Annotated in this window: 16 protein-coding genes; 4 read left to right on the top strand and 12 right to left on the bottom strand. The window is 36.7% G+C overall.

The window, feature by feature from the left end; translation table 11 throughout:
- Positions 1–126: 126 nt before the first annotated feature.
- Positions 127–1,614, top strand: a complete 1,488-nt coding sequence (locus tag JZO71_RS02235) for a helix-turn-helix domain-containing protein (protein WP_206897971.1) — start codon at positions 127–129, stop codon at positions 1,612–1,614.
- 123 nt (positions 1,615–1,737) lie between these two features.
- On the opposite strand, the gene JZO71_RS02230 is transcribed toward JZO71_RS02235, so the two are convergent.
- The 6 genes from JZO71_RS02230 to ptcA all read right to left on the bottom strand — a co-directional run bounded on the left by JZO71_RS02230 (position 1,738) and on the right by ptcA (position 8,465).
- Positions 1,738–2,706 carry a Gfo/Idh/MocA family protein gene (locus JZO71_RS02230; protein ID WP_206897970.1) on the bottom strand — a complete coding sequence of 323 codons (969 nt, stop codon included), beginning with the start codon at positions 2,704–2,706 and terminating at the stop codon, positions 1,738–1,740.
- A gap of 213 nt (positions 2,707–2,919) precedes the next feature.
- Entirely contained in the window at positions 2,920–3,717 is a 798-nt protein-coding gene (locus JZO71_RS02225; protein WP_206897969.1) for a MurR/RpiR family transcriptional regulator, read from the bottom strand.
- 7 nt (positions 3,718–3,724) lie between these two features.
- On the bottom strand, positions 3,725–4,825 hold the full coding sequence (gene aguA, locus JZO71_RS02220; protein WP_206897968.1) for an agmatine deiminase: 1,101 nt from the start codon (positions 4,823–4,825) through the stop codon (positions 3,725–3,727).
- 117 nt (positions 4,826–4,942) lie between these two features.
- Positions 4,943–6,040, bottom strand: a complete 1,098-nt coding sequence (gene aguA, locus JZO71_RS02215) for an agmatine deiminase (protein ID WP_206897967.1) — start codon at positions 6,038–6,040, stop codon at positions 4,943–4,945.
- Positions 6,027–7,412, bottom strand: a complete 1,386-nt coding sequence (locus JZO71_RS02210; protein ID WP_206898066.1) for an amino acid permease — start codon at positions 7,410–7,412, stop codon at positions 6,027–6,029. The genes aguA (JZO71_RS02215) and JZO71_RS02210 overlap by 14 nt, the downstream gene beginning before the upstream one ends.
- Positions 7,413–7,430: 18 nt before the next feature.
- Entirely contained in the window at positions 7,431–8,465 is a 1,035-nt protein-coding gene (gene ptcA, locus JZO71_RS02205; protein ID WP_206897966.1) for a putrescine carbamoyltransferase, read from the bottom strand.
- A gap of 269 nt (positions 8,466–8,734) precedes the next feature.
- On the opposite strand from ptcA, the gene JZO71_RS02200 reads away from it, so the two are divergent.
- From JZO71_RS02200 to JZO71_RS02190, 3 genes are all read left to right on the top strand, one after another.
- The gene (locus JZO71_RS02200; protein ID WP_206897965.1) at positions 8,735–9,394 is read left to right on the top strand and encodes a GntR family transcriptional regulator; all 660 of its coding nucleotides are present in this window, start codon (positions 8,735–8,737) and stop codon (positions 9,392–9,394) included.
- A gap of 101 nt (positions 9,395–9,495) precedes the next feature.
- Positions 9,496–9,858, top strand: a complete 363-nt coding sequence (locus tag JZO71_RS02195; protein ID WP_206897964.1) for a DUF2200 domain-containing protein — start codon at positions 9,496–9,498, stop codon at positions 9,856–9,858.
- 100 nt (positions 9,859–9,958) lie between these two features.
- Positions 9,959–10,180 (top strand): hypothetical protein, encoded by a 222-nt coding sequence (locus JZO71_RS02190; protein WP_206897963.1) that lies wholly within the window; start codon positions 9,959–9,961, stop codon positions 10,178–10,180.
- A gap of 90 nt (positions 10,181–10,270) precedes the next feature.
- Here JZO71_RS02190 and JZO71_RS02185 read toward each other — a convergent pair whose 3' ends face one another.
- The 6 genes from JZO71_RS02185 to JZO71_RS02160 form a co-directional block, all read right to left on the bottom strand.
- Entirely contained in the window at positions 10,271–10,504 is a 234-nt protein-coding gene (locus JZO71_RS02185) for a hypothetical protein (protein WP_206897962.1), read from the bottom strand.
- 64 nt (positions 10,505–10,568) lie between these two features.
- The gene (locus JZO71_RS02180; protein WP_206897961.1) at positions 10,569–10,805 is read right to left on the bottom strand and encodes a hypothetical protein; all 237 of its coding nucleotides are present in this window, start codon (positions 10,803–10,805) and stop codon (positions 10,569–10,571) included.
- Positions 10,806–10,999: 194 nt separating this feature from the next.
- Positions 11,000–11,845 carry a class C sortase gene (locus JZO71_RS02175; RefSeq protein ID WP_206897960.1) on the bottom strand — a complete coding sequence of 282 codons (846 nt, stop codon included), beginning with the start codon at positions 11,843–11,845 and terminating at the stop codon, positions 11,000–11,002.
- Between the two features lie 146 nt (positions 11,846–11,991).
- Positions 11,992–13,875: a SpaH/EbpB family LPXTG-anchored major pilin gene (locus tag JZO71_RS02170; protein WP_206897959.1), complete on the bottom strand. Its 1,884-nt coding sequence runs from the start codon at positions 13,873–13,875 to the stop codon at positions 11,992–11,994.
- The gene (locus JZO71_RS02165) at positions 13,872–15,296 is read right to left on the bottom strand and encodes a SpaH/EbpB family LPXTG-anchored major pilin (RefSeq protein WP_206897958.1); all 1,425 of its coding nucleotides are present in this window, start codon (positions 15,294–15,296) and stop codon (positions 13,872–13,874) included. The genes JZO71_RS02170 and JZO71_RS02165 overlap by 4 nt, the downstream gene beginning before the upstream one ends.
- Positions 15,297–15,299: 3 nt before the next feature.
- Positions 15,300–18,761 carry a vWA domain-containing protein gene (locus tag JZO71_RS02160; RefSeq protein WP_206897957.1) on the bottom strand — a complete coding sequence of 1,154 codons (3,462 nt, stop codon included), beginning with the start codon at positions 18,759–18,761 and terminating at the stop codon, positions 15,300–15,302.
- Positions 18,762–18,865: the final 104 nt, after the last annotated feature.

The following is an 18,865-nucleotide window of genomic DNA, read 5'->3' as shown; positions in this document are numbered from 1 at the left end:
TGTATTAGAATATAATTAGTATTTAAAATGTTTATTGTTATAAACAACGTTATAGTCTAATTTTTTTGTCAGAAAATTGATGGATTATGCAAGAAATATGGTCAAAAAAAGAAGGAGAGATTCATTATGTTTGAATTTGTGGTTCTTAATGATTATGACAGGCGAAAGTTAGCAGTTTTTCAGATCCTTAATTCACAGAATGCTTCTTGTTCCATTTCTCATTTAGCCAAAGAATTTAAACTATCTTTTCCAGCCACTCAATCATTGATCCAGTCATTTGACCGTGACATGATCACTTTATTTGATAGGAGCGTTTGGGATGAGAGTGGACGAGTTGATTGGCATACTGAAGGCTATAACTACAATATATATCTGCAATTCTTGATTAAGCGTTCTCTACCCTATCAATTTTTACTTTCTGTTTTGACAAGACCTGAACAAACGATTGAAGATTTTTTAGAAGAAAACTACGTTAGCCGCTCGACTGCAATCAGAGCATTACAAACGACTAAAGTATGCTTAGATGATTTGAATGTGAAGCTTAACTTTTCTAAAATGAAAGTTTTTGGAGAAGAAAGCAATATTCAATTGCTTTTTTTTTATGTGATTTGGTTAGGTTCCACTGGAGATGATGTTCTCACGGATGAAGCACTTGATTTGCCTTATCACAACGAAAAAGAACTTTTAAAAGACTTTGACTTTTTTGACTTTTCTCATGTTCATCCAAAGGCAATCCGATTAATGTTGATGATCATGAAAATTCGGAGTTTACAAGGATATGAATTGGATAGATTTGAAGGCAATGAATTAATTTATTTTGATTCAAATCCTGTTTTACAACAATATTTTTCTCAATTTATCAAAGATCCTTATCAGATCATTTATCACATTAATTTTTTGAAATATGTATTTGTTTTTTCCTTTTACTACGCATCATCAGTTGATTCTCGCTTACCTATTTTAGTGGACTTTTATCAAAATTTAGAAAAGAGGGATCAGCAATTTTATAGGTTTTTGTTAGCGTTCAATTCATTTTATTCAAAGAAAATCTTACCTGAAAATCTGTCTGAAGAAGAGCGCCTACTTATCCGTGCAAATCTATTCTCTACGCTTTTTTCTCATTATGCTAATGATGGAAAATTACCAAAATTTTATGGATTTGATGGTGTTTCTAGTCATTCAGAAACACCGGAATATCAGCAGCTAATAGAAATTCTAGGTCACTATTTTGATCAATATTTTCAAAAAACGTCCTTTTCTATTGTTAAAGATCGTCCTAAAACATTACTTGAAGGTTTAAGTTTTATTCTCTATCCTTACTTCCAGAAAAAAATCAGAGATAGACGAGTGAAGGTGGCAATCATTCCTATGATCAATCAAAAAATCTTACAGAATATTGTTTTGTTTTTATCACAATTGCAGTTTGTTGACTATGAATTATCCGTTGCTGACCATTCAGAAATCGATTTGTTTATCACTAGCTTTTCAGAAATATTACCTAGTACAACAAAACCTTGCTTTATTATCGAATTAACAGAGGAATCGAATTATTTAAGTGAGTTGTTTAATTGGTTATGGGATATGTATTTGAATAATTTAGCACCAGAAAGTTGATATCAAGTAACTTTTCAAATAAAAAAACTATCTGTCTTTAAAACATGTAGAGAATGTAGAAACTGTTTTAGAGATAGATAGTTTTTATTTGCAGTGAAAAAAATTTATTTAGATGGTTAAATTTTAGAATTGCGCTGCTGTTTTTGCTTGATCAATGATCCACATGACAGATTCACTATGCGTTAATCTTTTTTGCATGGCAACAAAATCTTTATGTTGAATTATCTGATCAAACGTAACAAATTCTTGATACATTCTGTGGGGGTGACTATTCACAGAAATAGTTTCTAAAAGTTGGTTCTTTTGATAGATACCAAAAGAAGTTAAAACATTTGTAGGGCTGTCAACTACGATTGACCTGGTTTCACCTTGAACAACTGAGCGAACAGGTGCATCAGAATTCTTAGCTGCAATACAAACTGCTTGATATTCCTTATATTGCAACACTAAAATACCAGAAGTATCAACCTGATTTTCCATATGTGGGAAGTAATGGACTCCTAGTGGCCTTCCTAATAGTCCTACTACAAAGTGGATATTGTAAATATTAAGATCCATCAATGCTCCCCCACCTTTTTGAGCATCAAAAACTGGGGCAATCTCTCCGTTTTTAAAAGCATCATATCGTGAAGAATATTGGGAATAATTGCATTCAATTAGCTTGATAGCTCCCAATGAAGACAATTGTTTCTTGATTTCCGAGTAATTTTCCAAATATTGGTTTGTAATTGCTTCAAGCAAGATTTTTTGTTTGCTTTCTGCCAACTGTTTTAGTTCTAGAAATTGTTGGTAATCAGTAGTAAATGGTTTTTCGCAAATGACGTGTTTGCCAGCTAATAATGCTTTTTTTGTAAAAGAAAAATGTAAATGATTAGGGACCGCAATATAAACGGCATCAATCGTATCTTCTCGTAAACATTGTTCGTAATCGGTAAAATAGTTCTTGATTCCATATATTTTTTTAAGTTCTTCTAATGTCTCTTTACTTCTTGTTGTGCCGACGATTGCTTCTAATTCGATTTGAGGTAAGTCTTTTGTAATTGTTAAAAAGTCTTGTACAATTTTTCCTGAACCAATTATCGCTAACTTCATATTGTTCACCCTTTTGTTTAAAATTTCATTTCCTTGAATTGTTGTGACTTCATTCAACCATGAAAATGATTCTTTGGTAAGCGAACGACTAAAAATTGGTAGTTTGTACCAAGAAAAATCCTGTTTATCAAAAAAAACTGAAACTTTTTGCCAAAAAAGAAACTACCTATAGACACAAAGAACACGTTGTTCTAAGCTCTAAAGGTAGTTGATTCAACGAAACACCAGATGATAGTCCTGTGGGTCACAGCCTTCGATATATTGATAAAGCAACAGTTCCATCAAGGCGATCATTGAGATATGAGAAGTAAGATTTAGTTGATTCAGGTACAGTTCGTCCGTAAATAAGTAGAGATTGATATCACTTGTGTTTTGCATCAGGTTATTGTCGGCGCCGGTGATCGATACAATATAAGGATGTGACTGTTCTTTTAATTTTCGAATCAGGGTGATTAGCTCGTTGTCCTCACCACGATAACTAAAAACAAATACCAGGTCCTTTGATTCAGCTTGCTGTAAAGCAATTGTTCTTGTTTGCTGATCCTCTGGAAAGATGACAAAAAATCCCGCTGTAGTATAGAGATATTTGATATAACCCATAATTTCTTTACTCATTCCTTTGGCAAATAAAAAAATTTTTGGTTTTTCCTGCATAGCCAAAACAATTTTCTTAATCTTGTCGCTATCCATTACACGAACGGACTCAATTAAATTTTTCAAGTATTCTTCCCGATAATCTTTTTGAGAAACCACAAATGGACTTTGTTGAGGAACGTCGTTTTTTGTTAATAAGGTATATTTGATAACTGTTGAAAATTCACTATAACCGCTAAACCCTATTTTCCTAACAAAACGCAAAAAAGTTGTGGTTGAAACAAAGCATTCCTCAGAAACTTCTCTAATACTTTTATTTTTGATTACATTTAAGTTTGAGATAACATAATCAAACAAAACTCGTTCATTTTTCGTAAGTTCTGCTAGATGAGAATTAACAATTTCATAGAAATCCATAATCATCCTACTTTCTATGTTGTGGTAGTGCCTGAGCAATGCAATGGATATTTCCGCCACCTAAAAGGATCTCTCGTGCAGGAACTCCGATAACTTCATATCCAGGATACAAGTCTTTCAGTATTCTATAGGCCTTTTGATCATTAGAGTCGTCAAATATAGGATAGATTATGCCTTGATTTGCCGTGTAATAACTAACGTAGCTAGCTGTTAAACGATCTCCGGGAAAGCGTGGTAGCATACCATTTACTGGATCAACTCCTAGACTTTCCTCTTCAGTAATGTACAGTGCTTGCGGTAAAGGCATTTTATGGATTTTTAATGTCCGTCCTTTGGCATCTGTTGCTTTCGATAAGTACATAAAAGCTTCTCTCACAATCTCATACATTGGGTCTTCGGGATCGTCACACCAATTAAGGATAATCTCGCCGGGTCGAACGATATTCAATAAATTATCGATATCCCCATTTGTTTCATCTAAAAAGAAGCCATGTGGGAGCCAGATGATCTTTTCAGCCCCACAATATTCCAAAAGAATTTCCTCGATTTGTGTTTTCGTAAATTGAGGATTTCTTCCTTCAGATAGTAGACATTCTTCCGTAGTAAAAATTGTTCCTTCTCCATCACTGTGAATGGAGCAGCCTTCTAGTATGAAATTTGCGAGGGAATAATAATCTAATCGTTGCCAATTACAAATTTTTTCTGCCAATAAATCATCTTGATCCCATGGAAAAAACAAACCATCTAACAACCCGCCCCACGCATTGAATCGAAAGTCTACACCACGAAGATTTTTTAATGTATCCATGACATAGACTGGCCCTGTATCTTTGATCCATGCGTCATCGGAACTCATTTCTAAGACACGGATATTTTCATTAAGTAAGTGGCGAGCATTTTTGTATTGTCTCTTTGACACAAGCATTGTTACTGGTTCGAATTTTGCAATAGTTTGTGCAACTTCTGCATAAGTAAGCTGAGCCGGCTTTGCACCATTCCGCCAATTATCAGTTCTTTCTGGCCAGATCATGAAGCATTCCTCATGAGGAACTGTTTCTGCCGGCAAATGAAAGCCATCTTGTTTAGGGGTACTGTGTTCTATTTTCATTTGGACAACTCCTCTTCTCCTGTTAGTATAGCAAAAAACGAGGATTCGAAACATAAATGTTTGCGAATCCTCAAATCATTGATTGAAAAAATTTTAATTGATTTATCTGTTTTTTAGTCAGTGGCTACTAGGTATTTGTTGAGTGATGCAGTGAATATTACCACCACCTAGAAGAATTTCTCTTGCGGGAACTCCACTGATTGTACGATCTGGATATAATTTTTCCAAAAGTTTTTTTGCTTCATGATCCATCGGGTCACCAAACAATGGAAAGACGATTCCACCATTAGCTGTATAGTAATTAACATAACTAGCAGCTAAACGGTCACCCTCCTCTCTTGGCAAGGTGCCTGCTACAGCATCTACACCTAAGCTCTCTTCTTTAGTAATCGTAATCGGTTTTGGTACATACATCTTATGAACGTCTAGCTTCCGTCCTTTTGCATCCGTTTCATTGGCTAAAATATTCAAGCATTCTTGAGAAATTTCGTACTGTGGATCAGTTGTGTCATCTGTCCAAGCAAGAACCACTTCACCTGGCTTAACAAAATTAGCAATATTGTCCACGTGACCATTCGTTTCGTCTAGATAGATTCCACGTTTCAGCCAAATAATTTTTTCAACGGCTAACTGCTCTTTTAAAACATGTTCAATCTGTTCCTTAGATAATTGAGGATTACGCCCGTTTGAAAGTAGACACTCTTCCGTTGTTATTAAGGTACCCTCTCCATCGACGTGGATTGAACCACCTTCTAAGATAAAACTATCTAATCGATAACGATCTTTACGTTCAATTTCACAAATTTTTTGAGCAACTTGATCATCTTTATCCCACGGGAAATAAAGCCCATCTTCTAATCCGCCCCACGCGTTGAATGACCAATCAACGCCGCGGACTTCGCCACTACTGTTTTTGACGAATGTTGGGCCACAGTCGCGCACCCAAGCATCATCATTAGCAAGTTCAACTACCCTGATTTCTTCCGGTAGCAAATGGCGTGCATTATTATATTGATCAGGATTTGCTCCAACGGTTACGGGTTCGAAGGCAGCAATTGCTTTGGCTACTTCGACAAATGTTTGTTGCGCTGGCTTTCCGCCATTGCGCCAATTATCTGAACGTTGGGGCCATAAAATATAAACGCCCTCATGATTTTCAAATTCGCCAGGCATCCAAAAGCCATCTTGTTTTGGGGTACTATCAATTGTTTTCATGAGAATGAACTCCTTTTTCTAACGTTTTTCCTGCGTGTTTTATCATTATTTCACCAATCAATGCTACAAGAATTGTACCTATCAATACCGGAATTTTCCCGGAAATTTCTTCGGGACTATTATCAAGTGGTACGACTGAGAAAATTAAAGTTAAGACTAGTAAAGTAAATGGAACATAGGTCATGATTCGAAGAAACCATGTTGGACCAGGAACTTTGAATGGTCTTGGTGTATCGGGATCTATTTTGCGTAATTTTAAAAATGATGGGAACATCATGATATATGATAACAATAATGCAACGACATTTAATGAAAAGAATGCCCAAAAAATATTTTCGTTGGGAATCATTGGTGCTGCGATAACAAGCAAGGTTGCAATGATTCCGTTAAGTAAAGAAGCGCCAATAGGCATTTCATTTTTAGAATTTACACGTGCAAAAATTGCTGGCATATCTTTGTTCTTTGCTGCGTATAGAGCAACATAATTCACTCCTAAAGACCATGAAATCAAATTGGCAGCTAAAGTATACATAAATAATAACCCAATAATCACTACAAATGGATTCAAGCCACCGACTAATAAGATGAAGCTGTCGATTAAGCCGCCTGATGCAGACAATTCTTCGGCCGGAACCGCTGCTCCCATACCAAAAGCTGCGAATAGATAAAAGAATGCAATAAGGATTCCGCCGTAAATGATTGATTGTGGGATCTGCTTTTTCGGATTATCCATGTCGCTTGCCATAGTGGTTACTACTTCAAATCCTAAAAAATTAAATAGAATGACAGAAAGAAAACTTAAGCTCTTGATATCCATTTTTGGAAGTAAGGCTGCTCCTGAAAAATCGTTTGCTACACCTTTCGTTACTGCATGATAAATTCCCAGAACACCTAGACAAATCATAATGGCGACTTTCGCAAAAGCAGCAAGATTCAATATCCATTTACTATCACTTACTGGATAGCAACTAATAAAAGTAACGACCCAAATGAAGAGCAACTGGATTCCAATAGCTATGAACAAATTAAGCTGGATTTGAAAAATTTGTGAGAAGACTTCTTGAAAAAGAACGGCTAGACTTGCCATCCAAATAGGAAAATTGATCCAATAAAGCCATGCAACTCTTCCGCCCCACCGTCGACCAAAAGCTTTTTTTACCCAATCGTAAATACCACCATCACCTTCATAAGTGGTACCTAATTCTGCAGAAATTAATCCATAAGGTAAAAAGAATAAAACTAGTAGTAGCCCCCACCAAAAAAATTGTGAGGAGCCAATTGCTGCGGCGGGGGCAGCAGATTCTACTACCAAGATAACCACAACTGCCATGAGTACAGCGTCAAATAATCGGAACTTCTTTTTTTCCATTATCCTTGCTCCTTTCTAACTTTAATTTTTGCGTTCGTATTGTTTTGTTTGACGCAATAGACGCTCAAATTCACTATCGTATGTTGTTGCCACTGCTTCACTCGCATAGTTTAAGTACGGATTTAAGAAGTAAACTAATAAAGCCCGCATCGCTGTTAATCTGTTTTCAGCTTCGTCTAGTACAACTGAGCAAGGTGCATCCAATACTTCGTCAGTTACTTCTTCACCACGAGTAGCTGGTAGACAATGCATAAATTTAGCGTGTGGCGCAGCTTTTTTCATTAAGTCTGCATTGACTTGATATTTTGGATAGAACACGTTCATTCGTTCTTCTTCGGATAGTTCCGCTTCGTACAAGCCATACCAAACATCGGTATAAACAAAGTCTGCATCTTTCATTGCAAGATCAGCATCCTCAGTAATTAATACGCTTCCGCCAGATATTTTTGCATTTGCTTCACCAATGGCCAATGTTTCTGGTTTGATTTGGAATCCTTCTGGACCGAATTGAACAAAGTTCATCCCCATTTTTGTTGCAATAAACATTAGAGAAACACAAACCTGTGTCGCATCTCCGACAAAAACAACTTTACAGTCACTCAATTTTTTGCCAGCTGGCAGATGTTCGGTCATGGTGATGATGTCACCTAGCTCTTGAGTGGGATGATTGTAATCACTCATGCCATTGATTACAGGAATTGTTGCTGTCTTGGCTAATTCAACTACTGAGTTATGACGTTCTACCCGGGCCATCAAAATATCTACCAAACGAGATAAAACGCGAGAAGTGTCTCCTAGACTTTCGTGCCCGCCTAATTGAATTTGTCCAGGTGCAAGGTATTGTGCGTGCCCACCTAGTTGTGTCATAGCTGTTTCAAAAGATACACGTGTGCGTGTAGAAGATTGCTCAAAAATCATTCCTAACGTTTTGTTTTTCAATAATGGAGGATAGTACCCATTCGCAATTGATTCTTTTAATTTTAATCCCAATTCAATCAAGTAATCTACTTCTTCTCTTGAATAATCATTTGTATCGATAAAGTCACGTTTTTGCATCTTGCATTCTCCTTCAGTTATTTATTTTGTCGTTTATACTCGAGTAATTCTTTTGACATGTTGAGCATACTAGTTTTTCTTATGAGTTGTAAGGGCTTTTCTAGTTTAAGAAAAGAATAGAAAACAAAAAGAACATGTTACATTTTGCGTAACATGTTACATGTCGTTTTTTATAAAATAAGCCAAATGTCCACTGGTTGCATAACATACTTTTAAATGGTTTTCTGCTATAATAAAACAGATATTGATGGTGAGTTGGAGGAATGAACATGATGGATAGCTTACAAAATCAAGCATACCAGGAAATTAGAAAACGAATTATTTTTTCAGATTTAGAACCGGGACGCAAAATTTCTGAAAAAAGTTTAGAAGACTTACTTGATATTGGCCGTACCCCTATTCGTGAATCTTTGATACAGCTGCGTCAACAAGAACTTGTTTATACGATTCCTCAAAGTGGTACCTATATTTCAAAAATTGATTTGGCTTCTGCACAAAATGCACGCTTTGTCCGTGAGCAACTCGAACAACAAATCATGGTTGAGTGTTGTACAAAACTAACTCCTGAAACACAACAACGATTACAAGAAATATTAAATTTACAACAAAAAACAATTGAAGAACAAGATGCACGTGGATTTTTCTACGCGGATAATTTGTTCCATGAGACTTGTTTTGACATTGCCGAGCGCAAAGAAGTTTGGAATTGGTTAGACAATCATAATACACATTTAGAACGATTTCGTTGGTTGCGAGTAACGATTTCTGGGTTGCCTTGGGAAACTATCACGAACCAGCATCAGCAATTATTTGATGCACTAGTGGCTAAAAATCCTGAAGAAGTTCGTTTTTTGACGATTCTACATTTGCATATGATGTTGAATGAGCAAGAATCAGTTGTAGAAAGATATCCAGAATATTTTGCATAATTCTTTTTCTTCTCAACAGACAATTTTTAAATCGACCATTGGAAAATACTTCATTTAAATATGTTTAACTAGTCTTAATAGTCTAAATTAGGAGGAAAAAGATGCCTAAACATCGAATTTACACAACTAGTTTTGCTAGTGTCTATCCCCACTATGTCACAAAAGCGACGAAGAAACAGCGAACAAAAGCAGAAGTCGATCAAATTATCTTATGGTTAACGGGTTACACTCAGGATGAATTAGAGAATCAATTAGCTAAGGAAGCAACCTTTGAAACTTTTTTCGAAGAAGCACCCTTGTTGAATCCCAAACGATCGCTGGTCACTGGCGTAATTTGTGGCATTCGTGTGGAAGAAATGGAAGATTCTTTAATGAAAGAAATTCGCTATCTTGATAAGTTGGTCGATGAGCTAGCCAAAGGTAAAAAAATGGAAAAGATCTTGAGAAGTGAGCCCAAAAAATAAAGACAGAAGTTAAAAGTCCCCGAGTTGTAAAAGTTCAATACAACTTGGGGCTTTTGAATTAATTATATAGTCGCATCCAGTGGTTATGCCGAGAGATATAATGTCTAAAACAACTTTTAGCAATCGAAGTGCATCCATTCCGACGAGACTTGTTATATGGTCATCCGTCCTTTTGACCATTGATTTTATTGGTAAGTATGGAATCAAAATTTCAGAGGTTCAATTAGTTGTAGGTATCGAAGATCAGCCGTTTTGTCGGTTTAAAACTGCTCTGGATGAAGGAGCGGTTAATCAAAGAGATGTTACTTTATTTGGATCATGAACAAAATAGCCGAACACCGATTTATTACAGTGAAGAATAAAAAAACTGAAACCAATCATTGGTTTCAGTTGTCTAATACAAGGTGAATAGTCAATTTTTTCGCTGAGAATTTTTACGCGGGTGTTTTTTGTAATAAAAAGTTGCGCGAATGCTCGCACCTAATAAAAAGGCTCCGCAAATAAATAAGAAGTGGAAAAATTCAGGGATGTGAAAAAAGGAATCTACTTTATTGACTGAGTATTCGGAAAGAAATGCAATAAGAAAAATATAACGCATTTTATCATTACGTCCCCACTCGTCTAGCCAATAATAAAATTCTTTCATGAAATTCTCCATTCCGTTCTTTTATTTTTTAAAAAACTGAAATAAATTCTTCGTTAGACGCTTTTTATACTTGTTCAGGTACAATCCAATCCTCAAAAAAAGTTTTTTTATATTTTTTAAAGACTGTTGTGTCTAAGTGACAATTGTTTTCAGTTGCTGAAATACTTACATTATTGAAATTGGTAAAGTGACGATTGAAAAATGTGGATTGGTCAGCACTATCTAAAAAGAGTTCCTTATTTCTATGTGTAGTTTCAGGTGTTGTATTGGCTTTTTTTGCATGTTCTTGGTTGACAATCATGGATTTCCTCCTAATCTTGCAAGTTCACTTGCTTTCATCTTGGGAATCAGTTCATGTTACATTCTAATGAATCAATGAATTATCGTCAACTAATAGCTGAAAAACAACTAAACTCACGCTTAGTGAAATCCTCTACCAGAAAAATTAGTGGCAAATGATTTTATTTAGCGTGAGCCAGTTTTATCGTCATTTACTTACATGCTTTTTCGTTGGTGTCGTCTGTAAAAGAAGAGCAACAATAAACTAATCAGGAGCAATGTACTTAGAAGAATACCCCATAGTAAAAGTTGGTGGCGCTGAGTGACTTTTTTGATTCCTTTCGAAACTTTTTCTGGTGTATAGGGTATACGGTGTCCTCTCACTAATAAGCGATGACTATTGATCATGTAAGGTGTGCAAGTCAATAAAGTTACTAGATCTTTTCCTTCTTCGATATGCAGATATTGCGTATCCGTAGGTTCAACCGTTTTGATTTGATCTACTTGATAGGCGAGCGTTTTGCCGTTCACTTCCAAATAAAATTCATCACCTTCAGTTAACTCAGGTAAATCAGTGAAAAGCTTTGCTTGTGGTAACCCTCGGTGGCCAGAAATTACTGCATGAGTGCTAGCGCCACCAGTAGGATAAGAAGTACCTTCTAGTAAGGAACTCCCCTTTTCTAATAACAATGCATTCGTTTTATCAAAAATAGGTAGCCGAACATTGATTTTTGGAATCGTCAGGACACCAATCGTATGACTTTCAAAATAAGTTTTATCTGGTTTTTTATCTGGTTTTTTTTGTTCAGAAAAAGGATCTAGTCCCGGATTTCCACCTTCCTTAGCCAGTTGCTGATTTTTCGTTTCCATTTTTTCTTGTAACTTTGCCATTGCATCCGCATTTTCTTGATTGGCTTTTGTTTGATAATGAGAAATGATCTGTTGATCGAGGTAGTTATTCAAAGCATCACTGACAAAAGGATAAGCTAAAGCACCTATGCCAATGAACAATAAAAGAATCATTATGCTGTCGATCACTCGTCGTCTGTTTTTACGTTTCATGGATTCCTCCTTGGATGAAGATCAATAAATAAAAGAGCCTAGGACAACACAATGTCTCAGGCTCTTTTATTGTTTTGGTAGATAGAATCCTTCGATTGTTTTTCAAACCGAAAGTCTTGCTTCACTTTTTAACACAAGCTTAGCTTCTATACATTTTCTTTGCGACGTTTAGCAAAGTATAGCCCTACAACAACCAGTAATAAAGCGCCTGTACCAATGTACAAGTAGATTCCTCTACCACCAGTTGAAGGTAAAGTTCCTTTGTGTTTGTTTGGAACTTTTTCTGGAGCAACTAAGTTTTCAGTTGTTCCGTATGAGTGTTCATCAACTTCAAATTCAATTCGATTTGTTAATAAAACGTAGTCGTTAGGAGCAACTGTTTCTTCCAAGTAATACGTTCCGTAGTCTAACCCTGTTACGTCTACTAGCCCATCTGCCGATGTTGTGAAAGTAGTGGCATCTTCTTTGTTTTTCACCCAAGTAACTGCTTTTGTTGCTTCATCGATTTTCAAGTAATTAGCTGTGTCACTATCTTGGTCACGTACGACAAATGAAGCACCTGCTAAAGCTTGCGCTGATGAAACGTCGCCATCCACTTTGATAAATCTTTTCCCACCAGTAACAACTTCAACGGTTGGAGGTGTTTTATCATCTGTGTGTCCGTTATCTACGTTAGCTTCGTTTTTAAATCCTTTAGTTGGATCTGCTTTTTCATTTAAATGCATGTAGTAAACAAATTTCAAAGTACCGCCTGGCGTCAATGAAGGGATAAATGCAGGATCAACTGCTACAGTGAAGCCATTTTCTTGTTCTGTCACTTGATAATTTGCTGGTGGAATTAATGTGTCGCCATCATAAAGTGCATAGGCATTGTCACCTGAAGCAATGTTGTCAAAAGTCAAGGCTTCGTCATGGGTATCAATCAGATTGAATTTAACATATTTATTTGCATCGCCTTCTTTATCTGCAATACCTAAAGGAATATTAACAGAAATCTCATATTGGATTTTTTCGCCAATTGCAACGTCTTGTCCATCTAAATTAGGGGTTGTTTTTTCTACTTTTGATGTGTCATTTTTAATTGTTTTTTCTACAGCTGTTTGGTTATCAGCTTCAATTGTAAAATCTGTTTTTGTTTGGCTTTCAATTAATTCTGCATTATCAGGTGCTTTAACTTCCTCTAGTACATAAGAACCGACTTCAAGATTTTTGATTGTCAATTCACCAGTTGCAGCATCTGTTTCTGTAAAATCATTTTCACCAATTGCATAGTCTTTTCCAGTGATGAAGTGCTTCGCTTGGTTTTTATCAGTTGTCCAAGTATAAAGCCCATCTTTCACACCTTGGATATATTTTACGACGCTTGGAGTTCCTTCTGTTTTTGAGATAACAAATTCTGCGCCATTTAAAGATTCATTTTCAGCAGTACCAACTTTTTTGACGTGTAGTGCACCATCGTTGGCTACAATATTTTTTGGATAAAGATGAATAGTTGTTAATTCTTCTGTTCCGTATTTGTAAGAACCATCTGCTTGTTTGATTAGTTCATAAACAGGAAAAGCAACGACCATATTTGCTGCAGCAGTCACGCCATCTTTTGCTTCTTCTTTGATGGTGTAAACTGCGTCTTTACCTTGTTGTTTTTTTGGTAAATCTAAGCTGACGTTTCCGTTCGCATCGGTTGTACCTTGTGCAAATGGTGTGCCTGTTGTTAATCCTTGAACAGCTTGCTTAGCAGCATCAACTGTTGCACCTGCTTCACGTTGTGCATAAAATTCTGCTGTCACGTCGTAAACACTAAATGTGACACCAGCTAGCCCTTGATACTGGTCGAATTCACTCATTTCTTTCCCACTATTTTGAATTAATGGGTCAGGAAAATCAGTCATTTTCTTTTTGTGTAAGATAACTTTTGCTGTGCCATCATTTTCTGCTGCAAAAGCTGGAACTGTACTTAATAGACCTGTAAAAAGTGGCAAGGTCAGTAACAATGTGCTTAATAAATACCAAACTTTTTTAAACTGTTTCATTTTTTTGCTCCTCGTTTTTGATAAAAGATCCAACCAATGACTACGCCAATTAATACTATTCCAAGTAGTCCCCACCAAACGGTTTGTTGGTCATTTGTTTTTGGTAATAGTCCTGAATGTTTTATCTTTTTATTGACGATTTTTAAAGGCGTCGTCTCTTGCCCATTAGATAAATAAGAATGTTCTGTAATCGTAAATGGAATTGTTTCCTGACTTAAAACGTAATTATCAGGAGCTTTGATCTCTTCTAAGAAATAATGTCCATCTCTTAGACCTTTAACTGAAAAATTTCCAGAACGGTCAGATGAAAATTGCTGTGCTGTTTGCTTCTCTTTGTTCCAAATGTAGCCACTAGCTGATTCATGTAAGTAGTTACCTGCTTGGTCTTTTACGAGAAAGACTGCCCCAGACAGTTTTTCTGATTGATTTTCACTAGAGACTTTAACAAATCGTTTGCCACCTGTTCGTACAGCTGTTTTCTTTGTGATGGAATGTTTGTCGCTGTCTAAACGACCTTCATTCAGAATAGCTGTATCAGGTTTCGCATCTTTTCCTAGTGTCATCTGGTAAGAAATTACTAGTTGTTTCTTCGCAAATTTCTGGAGTTCTTGAATTGAAAAATCTAACGTAAATCCATGTGCGTGCGTCTTTGTCGTATAGCCATTGGTTAACTCTTGGCCATCCACGGATACCTTCAGTGTATGTGGTAAAAGTGTCAGCACTGGATCAGCAGTATCTGAAATACGAAACTGTTGATAATCTAAGATGTTTGTTGGAACGGTTGTCTTTAATTGATAGTGAACAGCGTCACCCACAGTAAATCCAGATTCTCCCTCCAACACAGTTTTTTCTAGTGGTGGTAGGTCGTACGCATTTTCTTCATTTTTAGGGTAAAGATGAATTGTCGACAAATCAGCGCCGTTTGCATCTTGTACTGGTAAAATCACGACCAGATTACTTGCTTTTTCTTTGACAACTTCTGGTGCGTTAACTTCAATAAATAAATAAGCTTTATCACGTTGTTTTTCATCTTTACTTGACAAAGTGAAAGATAAAATCCCATCTTCACCGTTTACATGACTTGTTGTTCCTTCAGCAACCAGATCCCCAGCTGAAGCGCCAGTTTGAGCCAATTTAGTTTGAGCTGATTGAACAGAATCTCCCCCACTGCGTAACTGATAAAAGGAATCCGTTACGTCAAATACTTGATAATCCACATCATTGAGCCCACGATAATTTTGTAGTAAGGTACCTTCTTCACCAGAATTTTCTTGTTCTGTAGGTAACTGACCTTCAGGAAATAGTAATTTGTGTAAAGTAATCTGAACGTTTGCCTGCGTATTTTCTGCTAATGCTTGTTGTGAAAAGCCGAAAAGTACAAGAACGAACACACACAGTTTTAATAATCGCGCGTTTTTCATTCGTTACACCTCTCCTTCTGGTCGTTGCTTGATGAATAGATAACCACCGACTGTTGCTAAACTAATTACAGCAATCAAGTAGAGCCAAACACGACCAATTCCACCAGTTTCTGGTAGAGGGATTTTTGCTTGGTTCGTTACATCTAAGCTGATTTGGTTGTTTTGTTCACCAGTGACGAGTACATCATCGATTCCTTTTCCGTCAATAGTTACTGTGCCATCTTCATTAATCACAAGTTGAATAGGTTCTTTTAAGCCTTGATAACCTTCAGGAGTAAATGTTTCCGTTAACGTATATTTACCAGGTTGCAAGTTTTCAAAGAGGAATGTATCTGTGTCTTCGTCATCTTTTGGTAATTCAATATCTGTATCTGGACCAGTTAAGCGGAATCTTGCTCCTTTTAACGCTGTTTGATTATCCGCTTTTTTGTGAACCGTCAAATCAAAAGCTTTTAAATGATTTTCGTGAGATATTGTCCATTCTTTTGCTTCTTCGTCGACATTCTTACCTGCATAATGAATCTGTCCATATTTATCAACTTCGAATTCATAATTTCCAGCGAGCGTGTCATACCCGACTGGACCAGAAGTTTCGACCATTCGATACATTCCCGACTGATCAATCACAAAATGCGCAATCCCCGTTTGATCTGTTTTTTCAGTACCTACTTTTTGATAGATACCTTGCTCATCTTTTCTTTGCAATTCAAATGTTGTATCTGCTAGATTGATTTGGTTACCGTTTTGAAGCGTGTACTTTCTGATATTGACTGGCAACTCGGAAAATTGGTTTTCAATTTCTAATGAAATTACTTGGTTAGTCGCAGTGACTTCTTTCCCATCGATCTTCACTGTACCTTGGTTCGTGATCTCAATGTCCCAAGTTGTCTTTTCACCTAGTTCATGACCGTTCGGAGCCTGGAGCTCTGTCAGTGTGTAGGTCTGTCCTTTTTGTAAACGAATTTCTTTAGGTAACGAATAACTACCATCTTGGTTGTCAATCAAACTTGTTTTTACACCATCTCCAGTTAATTCAAAAATTGCTCCTTCGAGATTTTTTTCACCAGTTGAAGAATTTTTGATTACTTTCAAATCTAATGGCTTGAATTGCTTCGTGTTTTTCCAAGTTGTCTCATCGACTTTTTCTTGGTCATAACCTGGCACTGCAACTTCATTAGTCATCTGATAGCTGAAATTTTCCCCTTGATTGTTGTATTGAGGAAGACTAAGGGTTTCATCATAAGAATCATCAGCTGTTTTGGATAACTGTGTGATATTGGTTCTTTCCCATGTGTTGCTAGTGTCATTTTCAGGTTTCAAAATCTTGATGTAACCAGTCTGCCAATTCGCTGAATTCGTTACTTGTTTACGTGTGACTTCATAAGTAACGTTTTCTGGTCGACTGCTTGTGTCTTGATCGAATTCTTCCCAAAGTTTTTTGAAATTCAATTTGACTCCAGGAGCCTTACCAGAAGGAACACCGAAATCTGCAAGTTCACTTGAAGTTGCCATTGGTTGAAAAGTTGTTCGACCGTTCATTTGGTACCAGAAATCTGGTTTGAATGAGTCTGACTCAGTTTGTAGCCTAATTTGATAATGAATTTGAATTTCTTGTTGCTTACCTAAATAAATACCATCACTTTTCACCGTTGTTCCATTCATTGTGACACTTGGCATAGAGGGAACTTGGACGGCTCCGACGCTTTTAATACTTAAAGTATCTGGTTCATAAATAAATGGTTCGGCAATTGGATCAGTAACGTTTCCGTTAACGACAGTCCCTGCAATTTGAACGGCTTTCTTTGCCAAATAATCAGAGATATCTGGCGCATAATCAGCTGATTCATAGTACAAATCACCATTCTCGTCTTCAGAAACCATTTGGCGCATTTTATTTTCAACTTCTTGCTTCGATAAGTTAGCACGAGGATCACTTTGTAATTGAATACCTAATCCATGAATTTCAATACCACGTTGTTTTAAAGCTAGTGCTTCACCAATCGTCGCGATAAACGTACTATTGATTCGGCGGTTCGTATTATTTTGATCACGCGCATTGTAGTTACTTGAAATATAGGAAGTGCTTCCTGGTGTATCTTGTTGATTCGTAAATTCTGTACCATAGTAGCTACCATCTGCTTCAGTTTGAACACGACTGACTTTATATGAAAATGTCGGTACGCCATCCGTTAATAGAACGATGACTTTTTTGTGTCCATTGGGCGTTGCTAGCATGTCACCGGCATCACGTAATGCTTTTTGTGTAAATGTTCCTCCAGTTGTACTACTTGGTGTGATATTTTTGATTGGGTCTTTTACAGAGTCAAACGAGCCTATCGGAACTGTGCCATTTCTGTAGCCATCGCTTGAATATCCAACGTAGCCCATGCTAATACTGTCAGTAATTTCGCTATCTGCTAAAGTATCGACGAAACGATCGACCCCTTTTTGGACCTCTCCGATTCGATTGTTATCGTTCATACTTCCTGACCAGTCAACGACCAAAACTAAGTCTAATGGTATGATCTCCTTTTGAACGTTACCCCGAACATTTAAGTAGACGTCAAATAGTCCTGGCGTCGAAGTTTCTTTTGCATATTTACGAATAGCATAATCTGCTTGGTCACCAGTACCACCATATTCAATATACGAGTTCGTTTTGTTTAGTGGATCACCATTCCACGAAGTTACTCCGTCCCATTCGGTGCTGCTTCCTTCTTTATTCCCTTGGTGATTGATAACTTGCTGATTATTCGTTGGTTGCCAACTAGCTGTTGGATAAGTTCCTGAGCTGTCTGTCGTGTACTCTGGCATGATCGACTCTTGTGCCTTTTGAGAAAGATCAGCTGCTGCAGTCATTTTTGATTGGGCAAACGGACGAACGATTTCTTCATCAGCTGGCTTGACATCATTATCTTCTGCTATAGTGTTATCTGTTGTGCTATCTGTTTCCGTTTCTTTTGGAGTCGTTTCACTCACAGTTTTCTCAGGCGTGATAGATACTTCAAATTCATTTTTTTCGTACAATAACTTAGGTGTTTGGGTGACATCTAAGGATTGAGAATCAACAGCTAACGAAAGTTGAATTTGCTGATGTGTTCCACTCGCAATTGTTAAACTGAGAATATGATCTCCTACTTGATAAGAGTAACCATCTTTTTGACGTTCTTTTGTATCGATCAAGCGAGCATTTGTCAACTTGATTTCCTTTTTTAATGCCTTATCTGTCTGATTGATAAGATTCAGATCCACTTGTAAAGAGGTCTGGTCATTCTCATCTGTCGTTATCTGCGCTGACATGATTTCAACGGTATCAACAGTTTCTGCATTCACAGTAATTGGCATTAAATAAGATGAAACAAGTAGTAGCACAGCACCAATAATCCCAAGTTTCTTCAATAATTTAATTTCTATTCTCTCCTTTCCTTTGTGGGTCAATAATTCAATTAGAATAGCTAACGGCATAATTTTTCATTATTCTAATCTAATAATTATTATACGAAGAAGCCAGTAATTAAATCACACCAGTTTTTATACCGAGCGGTTTCATTTATGAGATTGCTTCATTC

The organism is Candidatus Enterococcus courvalinii, from assembly GCF_017315945.1.
Classification (GTDB): Bacteria; Bacillota; Bacilli; order Lactobacillales; family Enterococcaceae; genus Enterococcus_B; species Enterococcus_B courvalinii.
The sequence above is the reverse complement of the archived record's forward strand: the minus strand, read 5'-3'. Positions and strand labels throughout refer to the sequence as shown.

What these genes read in the sequence shown, in the direction of transcription:
- JZO71_RS02180 (WP_206897961.1), bottom strand. Translation starts at nt 10,805, where the DNA reads ATGATTGTCAACCAAGAACATGCAAAAAAAGCCAATACAACACCTGAA.
- JZO71_RS02190 (WP_206897963.1), top strand. Translation starts at nt 9,959, where the DNA reads ATGTCTAAAACAACTTTTAGCAATCGAAGTGCATCCATTCCGACGAGA.
- JZO71_RS02230 (WP_206897970.1), bottom strand. Translation starts at nt 2,706, where the DNA reads ATGAAGTTAGCGATAATTGGTTCAGGAAAAATTGTACAAGACTTTTTA.
- JZO71_RS02170 (WP_206897959.1), bottom strand. Translation starts at nt 13,875, where the DNA reads ATGAAACAGTTTAAAAAAGTTTGGTATTTATTAAGCACATTGTTACTG.
- ptcA (WP_206897966.1), bottom strand. Translation starts at nt 8,465, where the DNA reads ATGCAAAAACGTGACTTTATCGATACAAATGATTATTCAAGAGAAGAA.
- aguA (WP_206897968.1), bottom strand. Translation starts at nt 4,825, where the DNA reads ATGAAAATAGAACACAGTACCCCTAAACAAGATGGCTTTCATTTGCCG.
- JZO71_RS02225 (WP_206897969.1), bottom strand. Translation starts at nt 3,717, where the DNA reads ATGGATTTCTATGAAATTGTTAATTCTCATCTAGCAGAACTTACGAAA.
- JZO71_RS02165 (WP_206897958.1), bottom strand. Translation starts at nt 15,296, where the DNA reads ATGAAAAACGCGCGATTATTAAAACTGTGTGTGTTCGTTCTTGTACTT.
- JZO71_RS02235 (WP_206897971.1), top strand. Translation starts at nt 127, where the DNA reads ATGTTTGAATTTGTGGTTCTTAATGATTATGACAGGCGAAAGTTAGCA.
- JZO71_RS02175 (WP_206897960.1), bottom strand. Translation starts at nt 11,845, where the DNA reads ATGAAACGTAAAAACAGACGACGAGTGATCGACAGCATAATGATTCTT.
- aguA (WP_206897967.1), bottom strand. Translation starts at nt 6,040, where the DNA reads ATGAAAACAATTGATAGTACCCCAAAACAAGATGGCTTTTGGATGCCT.
- JZO71_RS02195 (WP_206897964.1), top strand. Translation starts at nt 9,496, where the DNA reads ATGCCTAAACATCGAATTTACACAACTAGTTTTGCTAGTGTCTATCCC.
- JZO71_RS02160 (WP_206897957.1), bottom strand. Translation starts at nt 18,761, where the DNA reads ATGCCGTTAGCTATTCTAATTGAATTATTGACCCACAAAGGAAAGGAG.
- JZO71_RS02185 (WP_206897962.1), bottom strand. Translation starts at nt 10,504, where the DNA reads ATGAAAGAATTTTATTATTGGCTAGACGAGTGGGGACGTAATGATAAA.
- JZO71_RS02200 (WP_206897965.1), top strand. Translation starts at nt 8,735, where the DNA reads ATGATGGATAGCTTACAAAATCAAGCATACCAGGAAATTAGAAAACGA.